An 18863-nucleotide genomic window follows, 5' to 3' on the forward strand; every position below is an offset into this window, starting at 1 on the left:
CCACAACGCCGCGAACGCATCAGCCCTCGCATCGTCAAACGCGCGATCTCCAAACACCGAGCCAAAGGACAAGTCGACCGCACCAACCACCGCGCGAACACCACCATCAACGTCCTCACCGAACATCGGTTGACAGCAGCCCCAAGCCCTTAACTTCCCGGCATTGGGGTTAGCCGGGCTCGGGGAAGAGCTCGTCCACAGTGTCGACCGTGAGGATGCGGATCAGCCACGCCTGCAGGATGTCGAGGTCCTCGCAGGCGGAGATGGCTTCGCGCTGCTCGCGGCTGATCCAGAGGAAGCGTGACTGCAGGGCGACGTCGATCGCCCGGCGCGCGGCGGTGATCTTGCTCTGCTGCCGGGCTTCCGGGGACACGGGATAGCGGTCCCAGGGTTCCGGCGTGCTGAACTGCGCGGACATCAGTCCTCGCCGAAGAATTCGGCCGTCGTGGTGGCCGTGGCGGCGTACACGATCATCATTCCTCCAGGTGGTGGCGGACGTGGTCATGGAGCTGTGTGCGAAGGAAGCCGTAGGAGAAGAGGCGGGGCATCAGCCTCCTCGCAGGCAAGGCGTGGGGGCATGCCTTGTTCGCCTTCTCGTTCGGTGAGCGTAAGCTTACAGTTCGTGACGGCCACTCTGGGTGAATATCGCGGAGGCGAGGTGTGGACGTAGCCTGAAGGCGTGCTGCGGCGGACAATCAGGGCAATGGACATCGACTCGCCGGACCGGCTCATCGAGCTGCTCGACCGGCACGCCTACCTGGCCGACGAAGGGCTGGCCACGGCCGCCTTCCTGGCGTTGCGGATGGGGCGGCCGCTGTTTCTCGAAGGGGAGGCCGGGGTCGGGAAGACCGAGCTGGCCAAGACGCTGGCCGCGCTGCTGAAGGCGCCGCTCATCAGGCTGCAGTGCTACGAGGGGCTGGACGCGGCCCAGGCCCTGTACGACTGGGACTTCGCCCGCCAGCTCCTCCACCTCAAGGCCGCCGAGGCCGCCGGTGTCACCGACGTGAGCAGGCTGGAGGGGGAGATCTACGACCGGCGGTTCCTGATCGCCAGGCCGCTGCTGAAGGCGATCGAGACGCAGCCGAGCGTGCTGCTGGTGGACGAGATCGACCGGGCCGACGACGAGTTCGAGGCGTTCCTGCTCGAGGTGCTCTCCGACTTCACGATCTCCATCCCCGAGCTGGGCACCATCAAGGCCAGGACGCCGCCGGTGGTCGTGGTGACCTCCAACCGCACGCGCGAGGTGCACGACGCGCTCAAGCGGCGCTGCCTCTACCACTGGCTGGAGCACCCGGACTTCGACCGCGAGGTGGCGATCCTGCTGCGGCGCCTGCCCGAGTGCACCGAGACGCTGGCCATGCAGGTGGCGCGGGCGGCCGAGCGGCTGCGGCAGGCCGACCTGGTCAAGCCGCCGGGCGTGGCCGAGACGCTGGACTGGACCGAGGCGCTGCTGACGCTGGGGGCCAAGGAGCTCGACCCCGGCCTGGCCGCCGCCACGCTCGGCGCGGCGCTGAAATATCGCGAGGACGTCGCGGCCGTGGTCGGCAACGGGCTGCTCACCCATGGATGAGCTGGCCGCCACCATGACCGGGTTCGCCAGGACCCTGCGCGCGGCGGGTGTCGCCGCCGACCACGAGCGGACGCAGAACCTGCTCAGGGCGCTCGACCATCTCGACGTGACCGACTCCGGCGAGGTCTACTGGGCCGGGCGGCTGACGCTGTGCGCCACGCCCGACGACCTGCCCCGGTACGACCGGTGCTTCGCCGCCTACTTCGCCGGCCAGAGGGCGACCCCGGCGCGTACGGCGACCACGAGCGTCACCCGCCACCTGGCCGAGCAGGACACCGGCGGCGAGGCCGGGGACGACGACGGCACGACGGCGCCGGCCACCGCGAGCCGGACCGAGGTGCTGCGGCACCGGGACGTCGCCCGGCTGAGCGAGGCCGAGCGGGCCGAGGTGCACCGGATGCTGGCCATGCTCAGGGCCGGCCGGGCGCGGCGGCGCTCGCGCCGGTACGAGTCCGCCCACCGCGGCGTCCTGGACCAGCGGCGCACCATCCGCGACGCGCTCAGGAAGGGCGAGGTGGCCCGGCTCCGCCACCGCAGGCACACCACCAGGCCGCGCCCGGTCGTGCTGTTCGTGGACGTCAGCGGGTCGATGGCTCCTTACGCCGAGACTCTGCTGCGCTTCGCCCACGCCCTGGTCAGGAGCGAGCCCCGGGCCACCAAGGTCTACTCCGTCGGCACCAGGCTCACCCCGATCACCGCCGAGCTGCGCCACCGCGACCCCGGCACCGCGCTGGACGAGGCGTCCAGGACCATCCCCGACTGGAGCGGCGGGACCCGGCTGGGGGAGGAACTGAAGGAGTTCCTGGCCCGTTACAGCGCCAGGGGGGCGATCGCGGTGATCGCCTCGGACGGTTGGGAACGTGGTGACCCGGAGCTGCTGGGCACGCAGATGGCCAGGCTTGCCCGGCAGGCGTACCGAGTGATCTGGGTCAACCCGCACAAGGGATACGAGGACTACCAGCCGCTCACCGGCGGGATGCGGGCCGCCCTGCCGTACCTCGACGACCTGGTGGCCGGGCACAGCCTGGCCGCCTACGAGCAACTCAGCGAAAGGCTCGCGCATGCGTGACGTGCTGCCGGAGATCATGAAGTGGTGGCGTTCGGGGCTCAGGTTCGGGCTGGCCACGGTGGTGGGCACGTGGAGCAGCGCCCCCAGGCCGCCGGGCGCGGCCATGGCGGTGCGCGGCGACGAGGTGGTCGGCAGCGTGTCCGGCGGGTGCGTCGAGGGCGCGGTGTTCGAGCTCGCCGCCGACATCGACACGCCCGTCCTGCAGCGGTACGGCGTGAGCGACGACGACGCCTTCGCCGTCGGGCTCACCTGCGGTGGCATCATCGACATCCTCGTCGAGCCGGTCTCGATCGAGACCTTCCCCGAGCTCGGCGACGTCGCGGCGTCCGTCGACGCGCACGAGCCGGTCACCGTGGCCACCGTCATCTCAGGCCCCGGCCAGGTCGGCGCCCGCCGCATCATCTGGCCGGACCGCTCCACGGGCACGCTCGGCATCGACCGCCTCGACGAGGCCGTGGACGACGACGCCCGCGGCATGCTGGCCCAGGGCCTGACCGGCATCAGGCGCTACGGCGGCCAGGGGGAGCGGCGGCTGGACGACCTGGCGGTGTTCGTGCACTCGTTCGCGCCGCCGCCGCGGATGCTGGTGTTCGGGGCGATCGACTTCGCCGCGGCGGTGGCCCGGGTGGGCAAGTTCCTCGGCTACCACGTCACGGTGTGCGACGCGCGGCCGATCTTCGCCACCGCCAAGCGCTTCCCCGACGCCGACGAGGTCGTGGTCAAGTGGCCCCACGACTACCTGGCCTCCGTGCCGGTGGACGAGCGCACGGTGATCTGCGTGCTGACGCACGACCCCAAGTTCGACGTGCCGCTGCTGGAGGTGGCGCTGCGCACCGGAGCGGGGTATGTGGGCGCCATGGGCTCGCGCCGTACGCACGAGGACCGTCTCGAGCGGCTGCGCGAGTCCGGCCTCACCGAGGACGAGCTGGCCCGGCTCAGGTCGCCCATCGGCCTCGACCTCGGCGCGCGCACCCCGGAGGAGACGGCCGTGTCGATCGCCGCCGAGCTCATCCAGCTGCGCTGGGGCGGCTCCGGCCGCCCGCTGTCCACGACGGAGGGCCGCATCCACCACGAGGCGCCATGAGGGCCTCCAAGGTGGCCGGGCTGCTGCTGGCCGCGGGGCAGGGGTCCCGGCTGGGCCGGCCGAAGGCGCTGGTCGAGTACGAGGGCGAGCGGCTGGTGGACCGCGGCGTGCGGCTGCTGGAGGACGGCGGCTGCCACCCGGTGGTGGTCGTGCTCGGCGCGGCCACGGTTCAGGTGCGGGGGGCGGTGACCGTACGCAATCCGGACTGGGCCGCCGGCATGGGCTCCTCCCTGCGCGTCGGGCTGGCCGCGTTGCCGGAGGAGGCGGAGTCCGTCGTCGTCGCGCTGGTCGACCAGCCGCTGATCCGCTCCGGCGCGGTACGCGAGCTGATCGGCTCGGGCGCCGGCCTGGCGGTCGCGACGTACGGCGGCCGGCGCAGGAACCCCGTGCTGATCGCCCGCGAGCACTTCGCCGCGGTGGCCCGGCTGGCCGAAGGCGACGTCGGGGCGCGGCCGTTCATGAAGGCGCATCCCGAGCTGGTCACCGAGGTGCCGTGCGACGGGCACGGCGACCCCGCCGACATCGACACGCCCGAGGACCTGGGCCGGCTACAGCCGGAGTGAGGCGATCGCGGCCCGGTGGTCGCTGCCGGTCGCCGGGGCCACCCCCGCCTTGGTCGCCGTCATGCCCTTGAACAGGATGTGGTCGGGCCTGGTGATCGGGAACTCGGCGGGCCAGGTGAAGCCGAACCCCTCGCCGGCCGCGCTCTGGGCGTCGGTCAGCGGCGGGGTCAGCCCGCGCATGCCGCGGTCGGTGGTGGCGGTGTTGAGGTCGCCGAGCAGCAGGATGCGCTTGCTGCGGTCGGCGTCGATGAGCCTGCGCGCGTGGGCCAGCGAGGCGTCGCGCGAGGTGGTCTCGCCGGGCCTGGCCGAGGCCAGGTGCATGACGTAGACGGTCACCTTGCCCTTGGGGGTGCTGACCACGGCGCGCAGGGCGCGCGGCCAGCCCAGGCCGACGTCGAGCGGCTTGGTCTCGCTGATCGGGTAGCGGCTCCACAGGCCGACCGTGCTGACCGGATAGTGGTATTTGAACATCTTGTTGAGCTGCTTGGCCGCCGGCCCGCCGCTGGTCAGCTCCTGGGCCGCCAGGACGTCGAGGTCCTTGGCGATCACGCGCACAGCCTCGCCGGAGGCGCTGTTGCGCACGCCCACGTTGACCGTGCCGACGGCCAGGTCGCTGGGGCCGCCCGGCGGGGTGCGCAGCAGCGTGGAGCCGAACATCACGGCCCACACCACTCCCGGCGCCAGCGCCGCGGCGGCCGCCGTCGTGGAGCGTGCCAGCGCGGCGGCGGCCAGCAGCAGCGGCACGGCCAGGCCCATCCAGGGCAGCAGGCTCTCCAGGACGGGCGTGAACCCGCCGAACGCGGGGATCAGTCGGTGCCCCGCCAGGGCCACGGCCACCAAGGCAGACACGACGATGACGACGCGACTCAGCACTCGAGCCAGGCTAGCGGCTCGGGCCCGGCGGCCCGGCGCGATAACATGTTCCCGTCGCGACAGAACATCATTCGGTTTCATGGGAGCCCGGCATGCGTATCGGTATGGCACTCAACTACTCGGGCGGCTTCAAGGAGTCGGTGGCCGAGCTGGCCGACTACGAGAAGGCCGGACTCGACATCGTGTTCGTGGCCGAGGCGTACTCGTTCGACGCCGTCAGCCAGATGGGTTACATCGCGGCCAGGACCGAGCGGCTGGAGATCGCCTCGGGCATCCTGCCGATCTACTCGCGCACGCCGACGCTGCTGGCCATGACCGCCGCGGGTCTCGACTACGTCTCCGACGGGCGCTTCACGCTCGGGCTGGGCTCCTCGGGGCCGCAGGTGATCGAGGGCTTCCACGGGGTGCCGTTCACCGCGCCGCTCGGGCGTACCAGGGAGATCATCGAGATCTGCCGCCAGGTGTGGCGGCGCGAGCGCGTGCAGTACGACGGCCGGCACTACACGGTGCCGCTCGCGCCCGGCCAGGGCACCGGCCTGGGCAAGCCGCTGAAGATCATCAACCGTCCCGTACGCTCCCGCATCCCCGTCGTGGTGGCCGCCATCGGCCCCAAGAACGTCGAGCTGACCGCCGAGCTCGCCGAGGGGTGGGAGCCGATCTTCTACGTCCCCGAGAAGGCCGCCGACGTCTGGGGCGCCCCGCTGGCCGCCGGGAAGGCCAAGCGGGACCCCGAGCTGGGCGAGCTGGACGTCATCGCCCAGGCGACGCTGGCGATCGGCGACGACGTGGCGGGGCTGCTGGAGTTCGGCCGCCCGATGGCGGCCCTCTACATCGGCGGCATGGGCGCCAAGGGCCGGAACTTCTACAACGACCTGGCCAGGCGCTACGGCTACGAGAAGGAGGCCGAGCAGATCCAGGACCTCTACCTCGAGGGCAAGAAGGACGAGGCCGCCGCGCTGGTCCCGGCCGAGCTGCTGGAGAAGATGTCGCTGGTCGGCAGCGAGGGCTTCGTCCGCGACCGCGTCCAGGCGATGAAGGAGTCGGGCGTGACCACCCTCAACGTGACGCCGCTGGGCAGGACGCACGAGGAGCGGGTGCGGCTGATCGAGACGATCAAGGAGATCGCCGGACAGTGAGGTGAATCACTCCTTGTAGAGGAATGCCGCGCTTTTCACGGCTGTTGTTGCAGCTCGTGAGGTTCTCCCTGGTGTTCGTGTGGCTCGTCGAGCGGCTGCACATCGATCTGTGCCGGTTGCACGGATCGATCTGTCGCTGACCGCTCCGCCCGCGTTCATCCATACCCCTCACGGGCTGCCCTCCGGCATGCCCTCGTTTCGAAGGCTTCCCTCTCCGTGAAGAGATTCTCCTTTTCCCTGCAGTTGCTGCTGGGCCTGGCGATCGGCGTGGCACTCGGGTTCGTGGCCAAGGTCTGGGACGTGACCTGGCTGGCCGAGACGCTGACCCGGGTCGGCCAGATCTTCGTGCAGCTCCTCAAGCTCGCCGTGCCCCCGCTGGTCTTCACCGCCGTGCTGGTCAGCGTGGCCAACCTGCGCAACGTCAACGGCGCGGCCCGGCTGGCCACCAAGACGCTGCTGTGGTTCCTGGTCACCGCGTTCGTCTCGGTGGCCCTGGCGATCGGGCTCGGCCTGCTCATCGACCCCGGCCGGGGCGTCACCCTCGACACCGGCGCCGCCAAGGCCCCCGAGAACGCCGGCACCTGGCTCGACTTCGTCACCGGCATCCTGCCCACCAACGTCGTCACCGCCTTCACCGAGGTGAACGTCCTCCAGATCGTCTTCCTGGGAGTCGTGCTCGGCGCCGCGGCCCTGGCGGCCGGCGAGAAGGCCGAGCCGTTCCTGAGCCTCGCCCGTTCCGTGCTGGAGCTGGTGCAGAAGGCGCTGTGGTGGGTCATCCGGCTGGCCCCCGTCGGCACGGCGGGGCTGATCGGCAAGGCGGTGTCCACGTACGGGTGGGACCTGCTGGCGCCGCTGGCCAAGTTCAGCGCCGGGGTCTACGTCGCCTGCTTCGTGGTGCTGCTGGTCGTCTACCCGACGGTGCTGGCGGTGTGGGGCAAGGTCAGCCCCGTCAGGTTCTTCCGCAACGCCTGGCCCGCGATCGAGCTGGCCTTCGTCTCGCGCTCGTCGGTCGGCACGCTGCCGCTGACGCAGCGGGTCACGATCGAGCGCAACGGCGTGGACCGCGACTACGCCTCGTTCGCGGTGCCGTTCGGGGCCACGACCAAGATGGACGGCTGCGCCTCGGTGTACCCGGCGCTGGCCGCGATCTTCGTGGCCCAGGTGTTCGGGGTGCCGCTCGGGCTGGGCGACTACCTGCTGATCGCGTTCGTCTCGGTGGTCGGCTCGGCCGCCACGGCGGGCCTGACCGGCGCCACGGTCATGCTGACGCTCACGCTCAGCACGCTGGGGCTGCCGCTGGAGGGCGTCGGCCTGCTGCTGGCGATCGACCCGATCCTCGACATGATCCGCACCGCGACCAACGTGACCGGCCAGATGGTGGTGCCGGTGCTGGTGGCGCGGTCGGAGGGGCGCCTGGACACGGCGGTCTTCAACGCGCCGTCGCAGCCGCTCGACGAGGCGTCCGCGCCGCGCGTGCCCGCGACCGCGGCGGCCTGATCCGACGTGCGAGGGGGGCGGCCCGACCGCCCCCCTCATCCGTGCGCCGGCGATCGTGGGGCGTCAGGTGCCGTGGGGGCCTATGGTGGGTCGGAAATCCTGATGTTCGAGTAATTGGCGGGGATATGTCCGACGCTACGGAGCGCACGCCGTCCTTGGTCGCCGACCGGTACCGGCTTGACGAGCGCATCGGCAGCGGGCCGATGGGCGAGGTGTGGCGGGGGTACGACACGCGGGCCGACTGGGTCGTGGCCGTGAAGGTGCTGGGCGCCAAGGCCGCCGGTGCCGCCACGCGGGAGGTGCTCAGGCAGCACGCCCAGGCCGTGGCCCGGGTCATCCATCCGAACGTGGCCATGGTGCTGGACGTCGGCGACCACGACGGCGCCCCTTTCCTGGTGATGGAGTACCTCACCGGGCTCAGCCTCGGTGAGGAGCTGGCCGCGCGCGGGCCCATGAAGATCGTGGAAGTGTGCGACCTGGTCGGGCAGGCGGCGGCCGGGCTCGACGCCGCCCACCGGGCCGGGATCGTGCACGGCCAGGTCGATCCGGACAGCTTCCGGCTGGCCGCGAGCGGGGTGCTCAAGGTGGTCGGGTTCGGGATGGACGAGCGGGCGCAGGGGAGCGGCCGGTACCAGGCGCCCGAGCGGGCCGCCGGGGAGGCGGCGCAGGCCCCCGGGGACGTGTACGCGCTCGGGTGCGTCTGCTACGAGCTGCTGTGCGGGCGGCCGCCCTTCGAGGACGAGCCGGCTCGCGCGGGACAGCCCGTCGCGCCGCCCAGCACGGTCAGGGCCGAGGTGCCCGCCGAGCTGGATCGGCTGGTGCTGGCCATGATCGCCGAGGATCCCGCGAAGCGGCCCGCCAGCGGGGAGTCGATCCGGCGCACCCTGGCCGCCATCGCCCGCCCGAAGGCGGCCCCGGCCGGTCCGGCGGGTCCGCCCGTGACCGGCGTCTCCCTGCGCGAGAGCGCCCTGCCGTCCGGCGCGGGCGCCGGGCTCACGGGGGCAGGTGCCGGAGGTGCCGGCGGCGGGCACGGGGCCACCGAGGTCTTCCACATCGGCGCGGCCGGAGGCCCCGGCCGGCCGCCGCGGGCCGGTGACACCGCGGTCTACCAGGCCGGCGACCTCGAACCCGACCGTGACCCGGCCCCGAACCGCAAGCTCGTCATCCAGCTCGGCGCGGCCGTCGCCGCCATCGCCGCCGTGACCGTGGGCATGGTGCTGTGGGCGGGGGCGCGGGAGGAGCCGCCGGTCGCGCTGCCCACCCCCGTCGCCGTCCCCACCACCACGTCCCCTTCCGCCGGCACCCCGCCCGCCAGTACCCCGACCCCCACCGGGGAGCCCTCCCCGGGCATCGTCACCACGCTCGGGGGTGAGGACCCGACCTCCCTGCGCGGGACCGCGCCGCCCAAGGCCACGCTGGGGCGGGAGATCCCGGCCGGCGGGTACGGCAAGTGGCTGGCGGAGTTCGACCAGGCGCTGATGGCCCAGCAGAGCATGAACGGCATCAGCCCCGAAGTGGCCGGCAAGGCCCGCGAGAAGCTCAGGAAGGCGGCCAGGAAGCTCCAGGAGGGCCACGTCGACTCCACGCTGAACCACATCGCCGGTATCTACAACGACCTGCTGAGGGCTCAGGAGAAGGGCGAGATGGAGCCGACCGGACCGGCCTCGGACTTCCTCAGGGACTGGCGGCTCCCGCAGGGGTAGCGGCCGCCGGGGACCCGATGGGACGAGGCGGGCAATAGTGACGCATGGGTCATGACGCGTACATTGTCCCAATGACCTTCGACTACCCGGCCCGCCGGGCGCGGCTCGCCGGGCTGCTGCCCGGCCGGGAGGTCCACGCCCTGCTCGTCACCTCCCCCGTCAACGTCCGGTACCTCACCGGGCTGGTCAGCTCGAACGCCGCCGTCCTGGTCAGGGCCGACGGGACGGCCCTGCTGGCCACCGACAACCGCTACATCGAGGCGGCGCGCACTCTGGACGTGCCGTGCGTCGAGGCGCCGGACGTGGCGGGCCGGCTGGCGGCGCCGGGCGTCGGGATCGAGGCGGGGAGCATGAGCGTGGCGACCTACCACCAGCTGGGGGAGGGGCTCGTGCCGCTGGGGCCGGTGGTCGAGCTGCTGCGGGCGGTCAAGGACGACGGGGAGCTGGAGCGGATCCGTACCGCGTGCGCCATCACCGACCAGGCGTTCGCCGACGTCTCCGCGCGGATCGCCCCCGGGCTGACCGAGCGCGGCCTCGCCCGCCTCCTGGAGGACCGCATGACCGAGCTCGGCGCCGACAAGCCCGCGTTCGACACGATCGTGGCCGCCGGCGAGAACGGCGCCGTCCCGCACCACGCCCCCACCGAGCGGGAGCTGCGCGCCGGCGACCTGGTGACCATGGACTTCGGTGCGCGCTACCGGGGCTACCACGCCGACATGACCAGAACGGTCAGTATCGGCCCGCCCGCAACCTGGCAACGCGAGCTGTACGACCTCGTCGCCGAGGCGCAGCGGGCCGGCCGGCACGCGCTCACCCCCGGGGCCGGGGCGGGAGAGGTGGACGCGGCGGCCCGTTCCGTCATCGAGAACGCCGGCCACGGCGGTCACTTCAGGCACGGCCTGGGCCACGGTGTCGGCCTGGAGATCCATGAGGAGCCGTTCCTGGGCCCCGCCAGGACCGGTAGACTAGAGGATCGAGTTCCGATCACCGTCGAGCCCGGGGTCTACCTCCCGGGCCGGGGTGGGGTTCGCATCGAGGACACCCTCGTGACACGTGAGGGCGGGCCGGAACTTTTCACCAAGACGACCAAGGAGCTGCTCGTCCTTTAGAGCGGCCACACGCGGGAGAGAACGAGTGGCGACGACCAACGACCTCAAGAACGGCATGGTGCTGAAGCTCGACGGCGGGGAGCTGTGGGCCGTTGTGGAGTTCCAGCACGTCAAGCCGGGCAAGGGCGGCGCGTTCGTGCGCACCAAACTCAAGAACGTGCTCTCCGGAAAGGTCGTCGACAAGACCTTCAACGCCGGCGTCAAGGTCGAGGTGGCCAACGTCGACAAGCGAGAGATGCAGTATTCGTACAAGGACGGCGACGACTTCGTGTTCATGGACACCGAGACCTACGACATGGTCAACGTGCCCAGCGGCACCGTCGGCACCGCCGCCAGCTACATGCTGGAGAACACCCTCGCCACGGTCGCGTTCAACGAGGGCTCCGCGCTCTACGTCGACCTGCCCGCCGCCGTCGAGCTGACCATCTCCAACACCGAGCCCGGCCTGCAGGGCGACCGCTCCACCGGCGGCACCAAGCCCGCCACGCTGGAGACCGGCGCCGAGATCAAGGTCCCGCTCTTCATCACCACCGGCGAAAAGGTCAAGGTCGACACCCGCAGCGGCGAATACCTCGGCCGGGCCTGAGGTGTCGGCACGCGGCAAAGCACGCAGGAGAGCGCTCGACATTCTCTTCGAGGCCGAACTGCGCAGCGAGGATCCGCTGAAGATCCTCGCTGAGCGCGTGGAGCGTCAGGAACCGCCGGTGAACGAATACACCTCGACCATCGTCGAGGGCGTCGCCCGGCACCACGCGCGCATCGACGAGCTGATCACCACCTACGCCGAGGGCTGGACGCTCGACCGGATGCCCGCGGTCGACCGCAACCTGCTGCGCGGCGGCACGTACGAGCTGCTGTGGATGCCCGGCGTGCCCGAGGGCGTGGTCATCAGCGAGTGGGTGCACCTGGCGGGGGAGCTCTCGACCGACGAGTCGCCCCAGTTCGTCAACGGCCTGCTGGCCCGCTTCAAGCAACTCAAGCCAAGCCTCACCCTTTAGACACCCCTTTTCGGCGGGCCGGGCCCGCCCGTTCGGGGTACGTTCCAACCACGCCAGCCTGCACGGCTCGCGAGGCGAGGGACGTGTACTGCCGCGCGGTCAGGCGTCACACCACCCGCCACGGCGGGGCCTGACCGTGTGGCCGCGCACCTGCGGCCCGTACGGAAGAAATGGCGCGTCACCAGCCGCGACGCGCCATTTCCGTATCCCCGTCACCGCCCCGGTTACCGTGGTGCCCATGGTGACGGAAGACGAGGTGCGCCGGATCGCGCTGGCGCTGCCCGAGACCGCCGAGAAGACCATGTACGGCACGCCCGCCTTCTACGTGCGGAACAAGTGGTTCGCCCGGGTCCGGGAGGAGGGCGACCTGCTGGTGCTGCCGGTCGCCTCCCAGGAGGAGAGGGACGCGCTCCTCGCCGCCGGCCCGGCCACGTTCTGCACCACGCCCCACTACGACGGCCACGCCATCGTGCTCGTGCGGTTCGGGGCGGTGGACGCGGAGGAGATGGGCGAGCTGCTGGCCGACGCCTGGCGGCTGCGGGCGCCGAGGCGGCTGGCGGCCGGCTTCGACGCCTGGGCGCCGGGAAGCCGAGGAGGCCGAGGAGCCTGATGGCCGGCTTCGACGGCTGAGCGCGGGGAACGGGTCTCGCCGGTGGGGAGCGGGAGCTCCCGCGTACGGCGTAGGCTGGGCCCCGTCCAGGAAAGCCGCTCGCGAGGTGCACGTTCGCGAGGGAGAGGGAGGCGAGCCGACGTTGCGTGCTGAAGGCGTCACGAGGACCCCGGCGGTGCGGACCGCCGTCGTCTGGGACGCGCTGCGGTCCATGCTGGCCGAGCGCACTGCGGCCACCGGCCGCGAGTCACTCGACATCGTCGACGCCGGTGGCGGCACCGGCGGGTTCGCCGTGCCGCTGGCCGCGCTCGGTCACGCCGTCACCGTGGTCGACCCGAGCCCCGACTCGCTGGCCGCGCTGGAGCGGCGCGCCAAGGAGAGCGGCGTGGGGGTGCGCGGCCTGCAGGGCGACGCCGCCGACCTCGCCGACCTGCTCAGCCGCGACGTCGCCGACCTGGTCCTGTGCCACAGCGTGCTGGAATACGTGGAAGACCCGATCAGCGCGCTGACCGCGGTCGCGGGCCTGCTGCGCAGGGGCGGCGCCGTGAGCGTGCTGGCCGCCAACCCCGTCGCCAGCGCCATCCACCGGGCGCTGACCGGGCAGTTCGACGAGGCCCGGGCCGTGCTGGCCGACCCCTGCGGGAGCTGGGGCGACCGCGATCCCACGCCCCGGCGGTTCGCCGCCGACACGCTGGTCGAGCTGCTGACCGCGACCGGGTTCACGGTCGGCGCCATCCACGGCGTGCGGGTCTTCGCCGACCTGGTGCCGAGCAGGCTCGTGGACGGTGAGCCGGGCGCCGCGGAGGCGCTGGTGGCCCTCGAGCACGCCGCCGCGACCCATCCGGTGCTGCGCGACATCGCGACACAGTTGCACGTGCTCGGACACCGGGCCTGAGGCCACAGGAAGGGAAGATTCGATGACCGCTCCCCTCGGTATAGAACGTCTGTTCGGATAGAATCGACGGCGTGTCTCGCAAGCAGATCACCGGCATCGGCCCCGCTCCGCGGACCGGGGGCGATGACAGCGGCTGCCCGATCCTCCACGTCGACATGGACGCGTTCTACGCCAGCGTCGAGCTGCTCGAGCGGCCCGAGCTGCGGGGCCGTCCGGTGATCGTGGGCTCGCCCGCCGGGCGCGGCGTCGTGCTCAGCGCCACCTACGAGGCCAGGGCCCAGGGCGTGCACTCGGCGATGCCGATGAGCAGGGCGCGCAGGCTCTGCCCGCAGGCCACGATCATCCCGCCCAGCCACGGCAAATACTCCGAGGTCTCCAAGGGCGTCATGGAGATCTTCCACACGATCACCCCGCTCGTGGAGCCCATCGCCTCCGACGAGGCGTTCCTCGACGTCGGCGGGGCCAGACGCCGGCTCGGCCCGCCCGCCGCCGTGGCCGCCATGATCAGGGAGCAGGTCCTCGACCGCTACGGCATCACCTGCTCCGTGGGCGTGGCCAGCAGCAAATTCATCGCAAAACTCGCCTCCAAGCAGTGCAAGCCCGACGGGCTGCTGGTGGTGCCGGCCGACCAGGTCGTGGAGTTCCTCCACCCGCTGCCCGTGTCGGCCCTGTGGGGAGTCGGCGAGCGCACCGAGGAGTCCCTCGTACGCCTGGGCATCCGCACGGTGGGAGATCTCGCCAGAGTGCCGCCCAGCACGCTCCAGCGGGAGCTGGGGCAGGCCGTGGGCGCCCATCTGGCGGGGCTGGCATGGGGGCGCGACGAGCGGTCGGTGACCCCGCACGTGCCCGACAAGAGCATCGGCAACGAGGAGACGTTCGCGGTGGACGTGGACGATCCCGAGGCGATCAAGCGGGAGCTGCTGCGGTTGTCGGAGCGGGTGGCCGCCCGGATGCGTAAGGCCGGTCACGTGGGAAGAACTGTAAGTGTGAAGCTACGCCGAGCCGATTTCACCACGATCAACCGCTCGCGCACGCTGCGCGAGCCGACCGACGTGGCCCAGGTGATTTACGCCACCGCCTGCGACCTGTTCGAGGCGGCCGGTCTCCAGCGGGTGCGGTTGCGCCTGGTGGGGGTGCGGATGGAGAACCTGCGGCCGGCCGGCGAGGCCACCCGCCAGCTCAGTCTCGGCGAGCGGGAGACCGGGTGGCGCGAGGCGGAGCAGGCCATGGACAAGGCGATCCGGAGATTCGGGCCCGATGCGGTGCTCCCGGCGTCGCTCGTACGTGGCAAGCTTGATGAAATAGAGACATGACGTTCGATGTCCATACTTGGTGGGGGCGTCCGTGTCAGGATTTTGGGGGAAGGGGGGCGAGATGGGCCACAATAGAGCCATGACGTCACCTCCGGTTTGGTCTGCGTTGGACGTTTGCTTTCGCCTACGTCTACAGCCTCGTATTCTGGGGATAACCGACCGCGAGGTTCGGACACCCCGTGTCGTCCGTTGCCGTCTTCCCCGTCCTGGGGCCGTCCTTGGGAGGCGCCGTGCCGCTCTCTGAGCACGAGCAGCGCTTGCTCGACCAGATCGAGCAGGCCCTCTACGCCGAGGACCCGAAGTGGGCCAACACCGTAAGGATCAGTGACCCACGCAGCCATTACAAGCGTCGCCTGGTCAAGGCCTCCATCGGCTTTGCCCTCGGCGTCGTCATCATGATGGTCGGCGTGGTCATGAGTCTGATCCCGCTCGGCGTCGGCGGTTTCGTGGTCATGCTCGCCGCGTGTCTGTGGGGCTTGTCCAGCTGGAAAAAAATGAATGGGTTCGGTGACGCCGCCACCGCCGCCTCAGGCACGGCCGTTCCTCCGGGCAAGCAGGCCCGCCGGGGCAACCGGGGCAGTTTCATGGAACGCATGGAAGAGCGCTGGCGCCGTCGTCACGACGAGCGCTGAGCCCGGCAGATACAGAGGTGCGGCCGCCCCCTCGGGGGACGGCCGCACGATCAGGTCTGCCGGTCGGGGTCAGGAGCCCTTCTGGGCTGCCGTCCGCCGCAACCTGATGTTCTCCAGCAGGTCGAATCCGTCGAGCAGCCGCTCGCCCACGACCCGCAGCCGCCGCAGTGTCGACGGGGGCAGCAGCACCGCGCGCAGCCGCCTTCCGCGTGACACCGTGGCCGCCAGGGCCTGCCGCACCTTGCGCAGGTCCTTTCTCATGGGCCCGATCCGCCCCGGCTCCCTGGCGAACAGCACCCGCTCGACCGCCGAGGCGATGGTCGCGATGGCCGCCGCCGAGTCGGCGTCGAACTCGTACTGCTGGGTCAGCCGCCCGGCCAGCGCCCGCGGGGTCTCGCTCGGCTCCCGGGCCATGCCGTAGTCGTACAGCACGTCGTCCAGCTCCGCCCACGCGGCCGCCACCGAAGTGTGGCCCCGGCTCGACATCATTCTCGCCGTCAGCTCGTCGGAGGGCTGCGCCACCTTGAAGCCGAGGCTGCGTACGCGCCGGTTCCTGGTGATCAGCCGCACCCCGGCGGGGACCAGCAGGATGAGGAGCAGCGCCCCCGCCCCGATGCCGAGCTTGCCCATCAGCGGCATCGAGTCGTCCGGCGGCAGCCCGCCGGTCGGGACCGTGCCCTCGCGGTCGACCTCGCGCGGGTTGCGGCGGGCCGTCGGGTCCTGCGGGTCGTCGGCGGAGGAGCTGCTGGTCGCCCCGGGCGTCGGCGTCGTGGCCTGCTGCGTCGCCTCCGGCCTGGGCTGCGCGTACGTCGGCACCCGGGCGCTGCCCTGCCCGGTCGCCCCCGACGGGGTCGGCTCGAACGGCAGCCAGCCCACGCCCTCGAAGTACAGCTCCGGCCAGGAGTGCGAGTCGCTCGTGCTGACCTCCCACCGGTCGCCCACCTGAGTGCCGCCCGTGTAGCCGATCGCCACCCGCGACGGGATGCCCACCAGCCTGGCCAGCACCGCCATCGACGCGGCGAACTGCTCGCAGTAGCCCACCCGGTCACGGATCAGGAAGTCCCGCAGCGCCGAGTTGCTGTGCCCCTGCGTACGCAGGTCGTAGGTGAAGCGGCCGTCCTGGGTGAAGAACTCCTGCAGTTTCAGCGCCGCGTCGTAGGTCGTCGTGGCGTCCGCGGTCTCCCTGAGCGCCAGGTCCCTGATGTCGGGCGGCAGGTTGTCCGGCACCTCGAGGAAGCGCTGGTCCGGCGCCCCCTGCGTGGTGTCGAGGGAGTCGAGGTCGTCCGCCGTCGGCGCCGGCTCGCTCGTGGCCACCTGGTACTCGATGCCCGCGGCCTCCTCACGGGTGGAGAAGACCATCAGCGTGTCCACGTCGGCCCGCCAGTCGCCGTCCACCCGGATCTGCGTGGGCGGGTACGGCAGCGGCAGGAACCGCAGCCGCGCGATCTCGTCGCTGATCTGGATGTTCGTGACGACGTTGGTGACCTTTGCGTCCGCGCCGAGGCCGGGCGGCGGGGGCAGCGGGCCGTTCTCCGTCCTGTTCTGCGGCGCGCCCTTCGGCTGCGTCATGCCGAACTGCTGGCCGTCGAACGTGTCCAGCGCGTAGATGCGCAGGTACCGGGGCTTGTTGTCGTTGTTGGTGTAGGTCAGGACCGTCCGCCGCTCGGGCAGCTCCAGCTGGCCCTTCAGGTTGGCGATCGGGTTCGGGATGCTGATGGAGTTGCCCGGCCCAGAGCCCCGGCCGCCCACGCCGAAGGTGAAGAACGACACCGGCTCCATCGCGGGCAGCGCCGCCGGCAGCAGCACGGCCAGCGCGATCGCGGCGAACCCGATGCGCTTGCCCGACAGCCGCAGGCCGTGCGTGTCCGCCGAGCCGCCCGGCGCGGGAGAGGTGGCCGCGCGGGTGCGGCGCACCAGCACCGCCCTGCCCCAGTGGCCCACCCGCTCGCGCCCGTCGGCGATCAGCAGGCCGACGAAGCCGAGCGCGGCCACGATGAAGGCCGGCCAGCTGATCGGGTCGGCCAGGATCGTCGCCGGGACCGTGGCCAGCGCCAGCAGCGGCAGCCCGGCCAGCGCCGCCCGCCGCACCCGTGCGGCGAGCAGGTCCACGGCGATCGCGATGAGCGCCACGCCGCCGGCGGTCAGCAGCGTGATGCCCTCCGTCTCCGGTACGGGCGCCGCGAACCGCTGGATGTCGGCCCAGCCGACGCCCAGCAGCCTGGCCAGCTCCACCACCGACGCCTTCGTCGGCACCAGCAGCGCCCACGCCTTGTCGGCGGCGAAGGCCGCGGTCAGGTAGATCCACGCCGCGGCCACGCCCAGCAGCGGCGCCGCCCATGCGGGCAGCGTCAGCCGGCTGCTCAGCAGCCCCGCGGCGACCACGGCCAGCACGGCGCCGAGCGAGGTCCAGAACCAGGTCCCGCCCTGGAAGAGCGGGTAGAGCAGGATGGCCGCGGTGAACGCGGCCACTCCCGAGGCGATCGTCAGTCTCATGCCGTTCCTCCCGCGGGGCCGACCGCGTACCTGCCGCGGCTGGCGGCGTCCTGCCAGACCGAGGCGATCGAGGTGCCCGCGGGCAGCCGTACGATGCGCCAGCCGTACCCGGCCAGGACGGTCTGCACCGCCTGATGATCCTCCGCGGCCGCCCGGTCGCCGCCCTCCCACGTGCTCACGTCGAGCAGGACGGCCACGCCGGTGATGCCGCTGTGCCGCAGCCGGGCCAGCTCCCTCGCCTCCTCCGCGTCGAGCGCGCCGAGCACCGCCACGATCAGCCCGTCACCGCCGCCCTGGCGCAGCGCCGACACGCCCATCTCCAGGGAGCGGGCCGGGCTGTGCCGCACCACGGCGAGGGTGTCGAGCAGCGAGTAGCTCAGGCCGGTGTCGGTCAGGTGCTCGGCGCCCTGGTCGGTCACCAGCCGCAGGCCCAGACCCTCGTGGGCGAGGTGCACCCCGATCGAGGCCGCGGCCGAGACCGCCACCTCGAACGACGAGCGCGGCCCCTCGCCGCGGTGGGCGTGCCTGCGGGTGTCGAGGAGGAGCGCGCCGCGGCTCTGCCACTGCTGCTCCTCGCGGCGCACCATCAGCTCGCCGTGGCGGGCCGTCGAACGCCAGTGGACCCGCCGCAGGTCGTCGCCCTGCCGGTATTCGCGCGGGGCCACGTCGTCGTCGCCGGCCGCGGCCACGCTCCTGGTACGGCTGTCGCCGCCGCCCGTCCACTCGCCCGACAGCCGTACGTGGGGCAGCGCCGCCACCTGCGGCGTCACCACCAGCGTGTCGCTGATCGTGAACGAGCGGGTCAGCTCCACCAGCCCGAACGGGTCGGCGATGCGGATGGACAGCGGCCCGATGGTGTAGCGGCCGCGCAGGTCCGAGCGCACCCGGTAGTCGATCTCCCGCACGCCGCGCGGCTCGACCCGGTCGAGCACGAACCTCGGCCGCACGCCCAGCGCGTACGGCACGGTGTCCTCGATGAGCAGCAGGCCGGTGGGCAGCCTGGTCACGTTCTCCAGCCGCAGGGTCACGGTGGCCTCGCCGCCCACCTCGGCCCTGGGCGGGTCCAGCCGCCTGGCGCAGCTCAGCCGGTAGCGGGTCCGCGCCACGACCATGGCCGCCAGCAGCGGCAGCGTCGTCACCAGGACGCCGATCCTGAACAGGTCGTTCTCGCCCAGGATGAGGGCCATCAGCAGCGCCGCGATCCCGGACGCGAGGAACGACCTCCCCCTGGACGTCAGCGCCCGCAGCCCCGCCCTCACCGCACCTCGATCAACATGTGCCGCGCATCCGGCCGTGCCTGCCTGACCCCACCCCGTCG

19 protein-coding genes are annotated in these 18863 nt (G+C 71.9%); 15 read left to right on the top strand and 4 right to left on the bottom strand.

Annotated features, from left to right (window positions below):
- Positions 1-169: 169 nt before the first annotated feature.
- Positions 170-418, bottom strand: coding sequence for a hypothetical protein (locus AB0J69_RS18615; protein WP_364118383.1), 249 nt, complete (start codon positions 416-418; stop codon positions 170-172).
- Positions 419-703: 285 nt separating this feature from the next.
- On the opposite strand from AB0J69_RS18615, the gene AB0J69_RS18620 reads away from it, so the two are divergent.
- The 4 genes from AB0J69_RS18620 to AB0J69_RS18635 are packed head-to-tail and all read left to right on the top strand — an operon-like array spanning position 704 to position 4286.
- Positions 704-1570: a MoxR family ATPase gene (locus tag AB0J69_RS18620; protein ID WP_364118385.1), complete on the top strand. Its 867-nt coding sequence runs from the start codon at positions 704-706 to the stop codon at positions 1568-1570.
- A complete protein-coding gene (locus AB0J69_RS18625; RefSeq protein WP_364118387.1) occupies positions 1563-2639 on the top strand; it encodes a VWA domain-containing protein in 1077 nt (358 codons plus the stop codon). Before AB0J69_RS18620 ends, AB0J69_RS18625 begins: the two co-directional genes overlap by 8 nt.
- Positions 2632-3723 carry an XdhC/CoxI family protein gene (locus tag AB0J69_RS18630; RefSeq protein ID WP_364118389.1) on the top strand — a complete coding sequence of 364 codons (1092 nt, stop codon included), beginning with the start codon at positions 2632-2634 and terminating at the stop codon, positions 3721-3723. Before AB0J69_RS18625 ends, AB0J69_RS18630 begins: the two co-directional genes overlap by 8 nt.
- The gene (locus AB0J69_RS18635) at positions 3720-4286 is read left to right on the top strand and encodes a nucleotidyltransferase family protein (RefSeq protein ID WP_364118391.1); all 567 of its coding nucleotides are present in this window, start codon (positions 3720-3722) and stop codon (positions 4284-4286) included. Before AB0J69_RS18630 ends, AB0J69_RS18635 begins: the two co-directional genes overlap by 4 nt.
- On the opposite strand, the gene AB0J69_RS18640 is transcribed toward AB0J69_RS18635, so the two are convergent.
- On the bottom strand, positions 4272-5159 hold the full coding sequence (locus AB0J69_RS18640) for an endonuclease/exonuclease/phosphatase family protein (protein WP_364118393.1): 888 nt from the start codon (positions 5157-5159) through the stop codon (positions 4272-4274). The genes AB0J69_RS18635 and AB0J69_RS18640 overlap by 15 nt on opposite strands.
- Before the next feature lie 92 nt (positions 5160-5251).
- Here AB0J69_RS18640 and AB0J69_RS18645 point away from each other — a divergent pair, with 92 nt between their 5' ends.
- The 11 genes from AB0J69_RS18645 (at position 5252) to AB0J69_RS18695 (ending at position 15052) form a co-directional block, all read left to right on the top strand.
- Positions 5252-6295 carry an LLM class F420-dependent oxidoreductase gene (locus AB0J69_RS18645; protein ID WP_364118395.1) on the top strand — a complete coding sequence of 348 codons (1044 nt, stop codon included), beginning with the start codon at positions 5252-5254 and terminating at the stop codon, positions 6293-6295.
- A 23-nt stretch (positions 6296-6318) separates the two neighbouring features.
- Positions 6319-6435, top strand: a complete 117-nt coding sequence (locus AB0J69_RS18650) for a putative leader peptide (RefSeq protein ID WP_364118397.1) — start codon at positions 6319-6321, stop codon at positions 6433-6435.
- Positions 6436-6511: 76 nt separating this feature from the next.
- Positions 6512-7792, top strand: coding sequence for a dicarboxylate/amino acid:cation symporter (locus tag AB0J69_RS18655; protein ID WP_364118399.1), 1281 nt, complete (start codon positions 6512-6514; stop codon positions 7790-7792).
- Between the two features lie 125 nt (positions 7793-7917).
- On the top strand, positions 7918-9495 hold the full coding sequence (locus AB0J69_RS18660; protein ID WP_364118400.1) for a serine/threonine-protein kinase: 1578 nt from the start codon (positions 7918-7920) through the stop codon (positions 9493-9495).
- A 71-nt stretch (positions 9496-9566) separates the two neighbouring features.
- Positions 9567-10604: an aminopeptidase P family protein gene (locus AB0J69_RS18665; RefSeq protein ID WP_364118402.1), complete on the top strand. Its 1038-nt coding sequence runs from the start codon at positions 9567-9569 to the stop codon at positions 10602-10604.
- Between the two features lie 25 nt (positions 10605-10629).
- The gene (gene efp, locus AB0J69_RS18670; RefSeq protein WP_364118404.1) at positions 10630-11190 is read left to right on the top strand and encodes an elongation factor P; all 561 of its coding nucleotides are present in this window, start codon (positions 10630-10632) and stop codon (positions 11188-11190) included.
- Position 11191: 1 nt separating this feature from the next.
- Positions 11192-11602: a transcription antitermination factor NusB gene (nusB, locus tag AB0J69_RS18675; RefSeq protein WP_357728756.1), complete on the top strand. Its 411-nt coding sequence runs from the start codon at positions 11192-11194 to the stop codon at positions 11600-11602.
- A gap of 238 nt (positions 11603-11840) precedes the next feature.
- On the top strand, positions 11841-12212 hold the full coding sequence (locus AB0J69_RS18680) for an MmcQ/YjbR family DNA-binding protein (RefSeq protein ID WP_364118406.1): 372 nt from the start codon (positions 11841-11843) through the stop codon (positions 12210-12212).
- A 175-nt stretch (positions 12213-12387) separates the two neighbouring features.
- Entirely contained in the window at positions 12388-13107 is a 720-nt protein-coding gene (locus AB0J69_RS18685) for a methyltransferase domain-containing protein (protein WP_364118407.1), read from the top strand.
- Between the two features lie 71 nt (positions 13108-13178).
- On the top strand, positions 13179-14420 hold the full coding sequence (gene dinB, locus AB0J69_RS18690) for a DNA polymerase IV (protein ID WP_364118409.1): 1242 nt from the start codon (positions 13179-13181) through the stop codon (positions 14418-14420).
- 230 nt (positions 14421-14650) lie between these two features.
- Entirely contained in the window at positions 14651-15052 is a 402-nt protein-coding gene (locus AB0J69_RS18695; protein WP_364118411.1) for a DUF3040 domain-containing protein, read from the top strand.
- Between the two features lie 69 nt (positions 15053-15121).
- On the opposite strand, the gene AB0J69_RS18700 is transcribed toward AB0J69_RS18695, so the two are convergent.
- The gene (locus AB0J69_RS18700) at positions 15122-17545 is read right to left on the bottom strand and encodes a DUF3488 and transglutaminase-like domain-containing protein (protein WP_364118412.1); all 2424 of its coding nucleotides are present in this window, start codon (positions 17543-17545) and stop codon (positions 15122-15124) included.
- Positions 17542-18804, bottom strand: coding sequence for a DUF58 domain-containing protein (locus tag AB0J69_RS18705; RefSeq protein ID WP_364118414.1), 1263 nt, complete (start codon positions 18802-18804; stop codon positions 17542-17544). Before AB0J69_RS18705 ends, AB0J69_RS18700 begins: the two co-directional genes overlap by 4 nt.
- Between the last annotated feature and the right edge of the window lie 59 nt (positions 18805-18863).

Source organism: Nonomuraea sp. NPDC049709 (genome assembly GCF_040674815.1).
In the GTDB taxonomy this organism is placed as follows: Bacteria; Actinomycetota; Actinomycetes; order Streptosporangiales; family Streptosporangiaceae; genus Nonomuraea.

What these genes read in the sequence shown, in the direction of transcription:
- AB0J69_RS18615 (WP_364118383.1), bottom strand. Translation starts at nt 418, where the DNA reads ATGTCCGCGCAGTTCAGCACGCCGGAACCCTGGGACCGCTATCCCGTG.
- AB0J69_RS18620 (WP_364118385.1), top strand. Translation starts at nt 704, where the DNA reads ATGGACATCGACTCGCCGGACCGGCTCATCGAGCTGCTCGACCGGCAC.
- AB0J69_RS18625 (WP_364118387.1), top strand. Translation starts at nt 1,563, where the DNA reads ATGGATGAGCTGGCCGCCACCATGACCGGGTTCGCCAGGACCCTGCGC.
- AB0J69_RS18630 (WP_364118389.1), top strand. Translation starts at nt 2,632, where the DNA reads ATGCGTGACGTGCTGCCGGAGATCATGAAGTGGTGGCGTTCGGGGCTC.
- AB0J69_RS18635 (WP_364118391.1), top strand. Translation starts at nt 3,720, where the DNA reads ATGAGGGCCTCCAAGGTGGCCGGGCTGCTGCTGGCCGCGGGGCAGGGG.
- AB0J69_RS18645 (WP_364118395.1), top strand. Translation starts at nt 5,252, where the DNA reads ATGCGTATCGGTATGGCACTCAACTACTCGGGCGGCTTCAAGGAGTCG.
- AB0J69_RS18650 (WP_364118397.1), top strand. Translation starts at nt 6,319, where the DNA reads ATGCCGCGCTTTTCACGGCTGTTGTTGCAGCTCGTGAGGTTCTCCCTG.
- AB0J69_RS18660 (WP_364118400.1), top strand. Translation starts at nt 7,918, where the DNA reads ATGTCCGACGCTACGGAGCGCACGCCGTCCTTGGTCGCCGACCGGTAC.
- AB0J69_RS18665 (WP_364118402.1), top strand. Translation starts at nt 9,567, where the DNA reads ATGACCTTCGACTACCCGGCCCGCCGGGCGCGGCTCGCCGGGCTGCTG.
- AB0J69_RS18680 (WP_364118406.1), top strand. Translation starts at nt 11,841, where the DNA reads ATGGTGACGGAAGACGAGGTGCGCCGGATCGCGCTGGCGCTGCCCGAG.
- AB0J69_RS18700 (WP_364118412.1), bottom strand. Translation starts at nt 17,545, where the DNA reads ATGAGACTGACGATCGCCTCGGGAGTGGCCGCGTTCACCGCGGCCATC.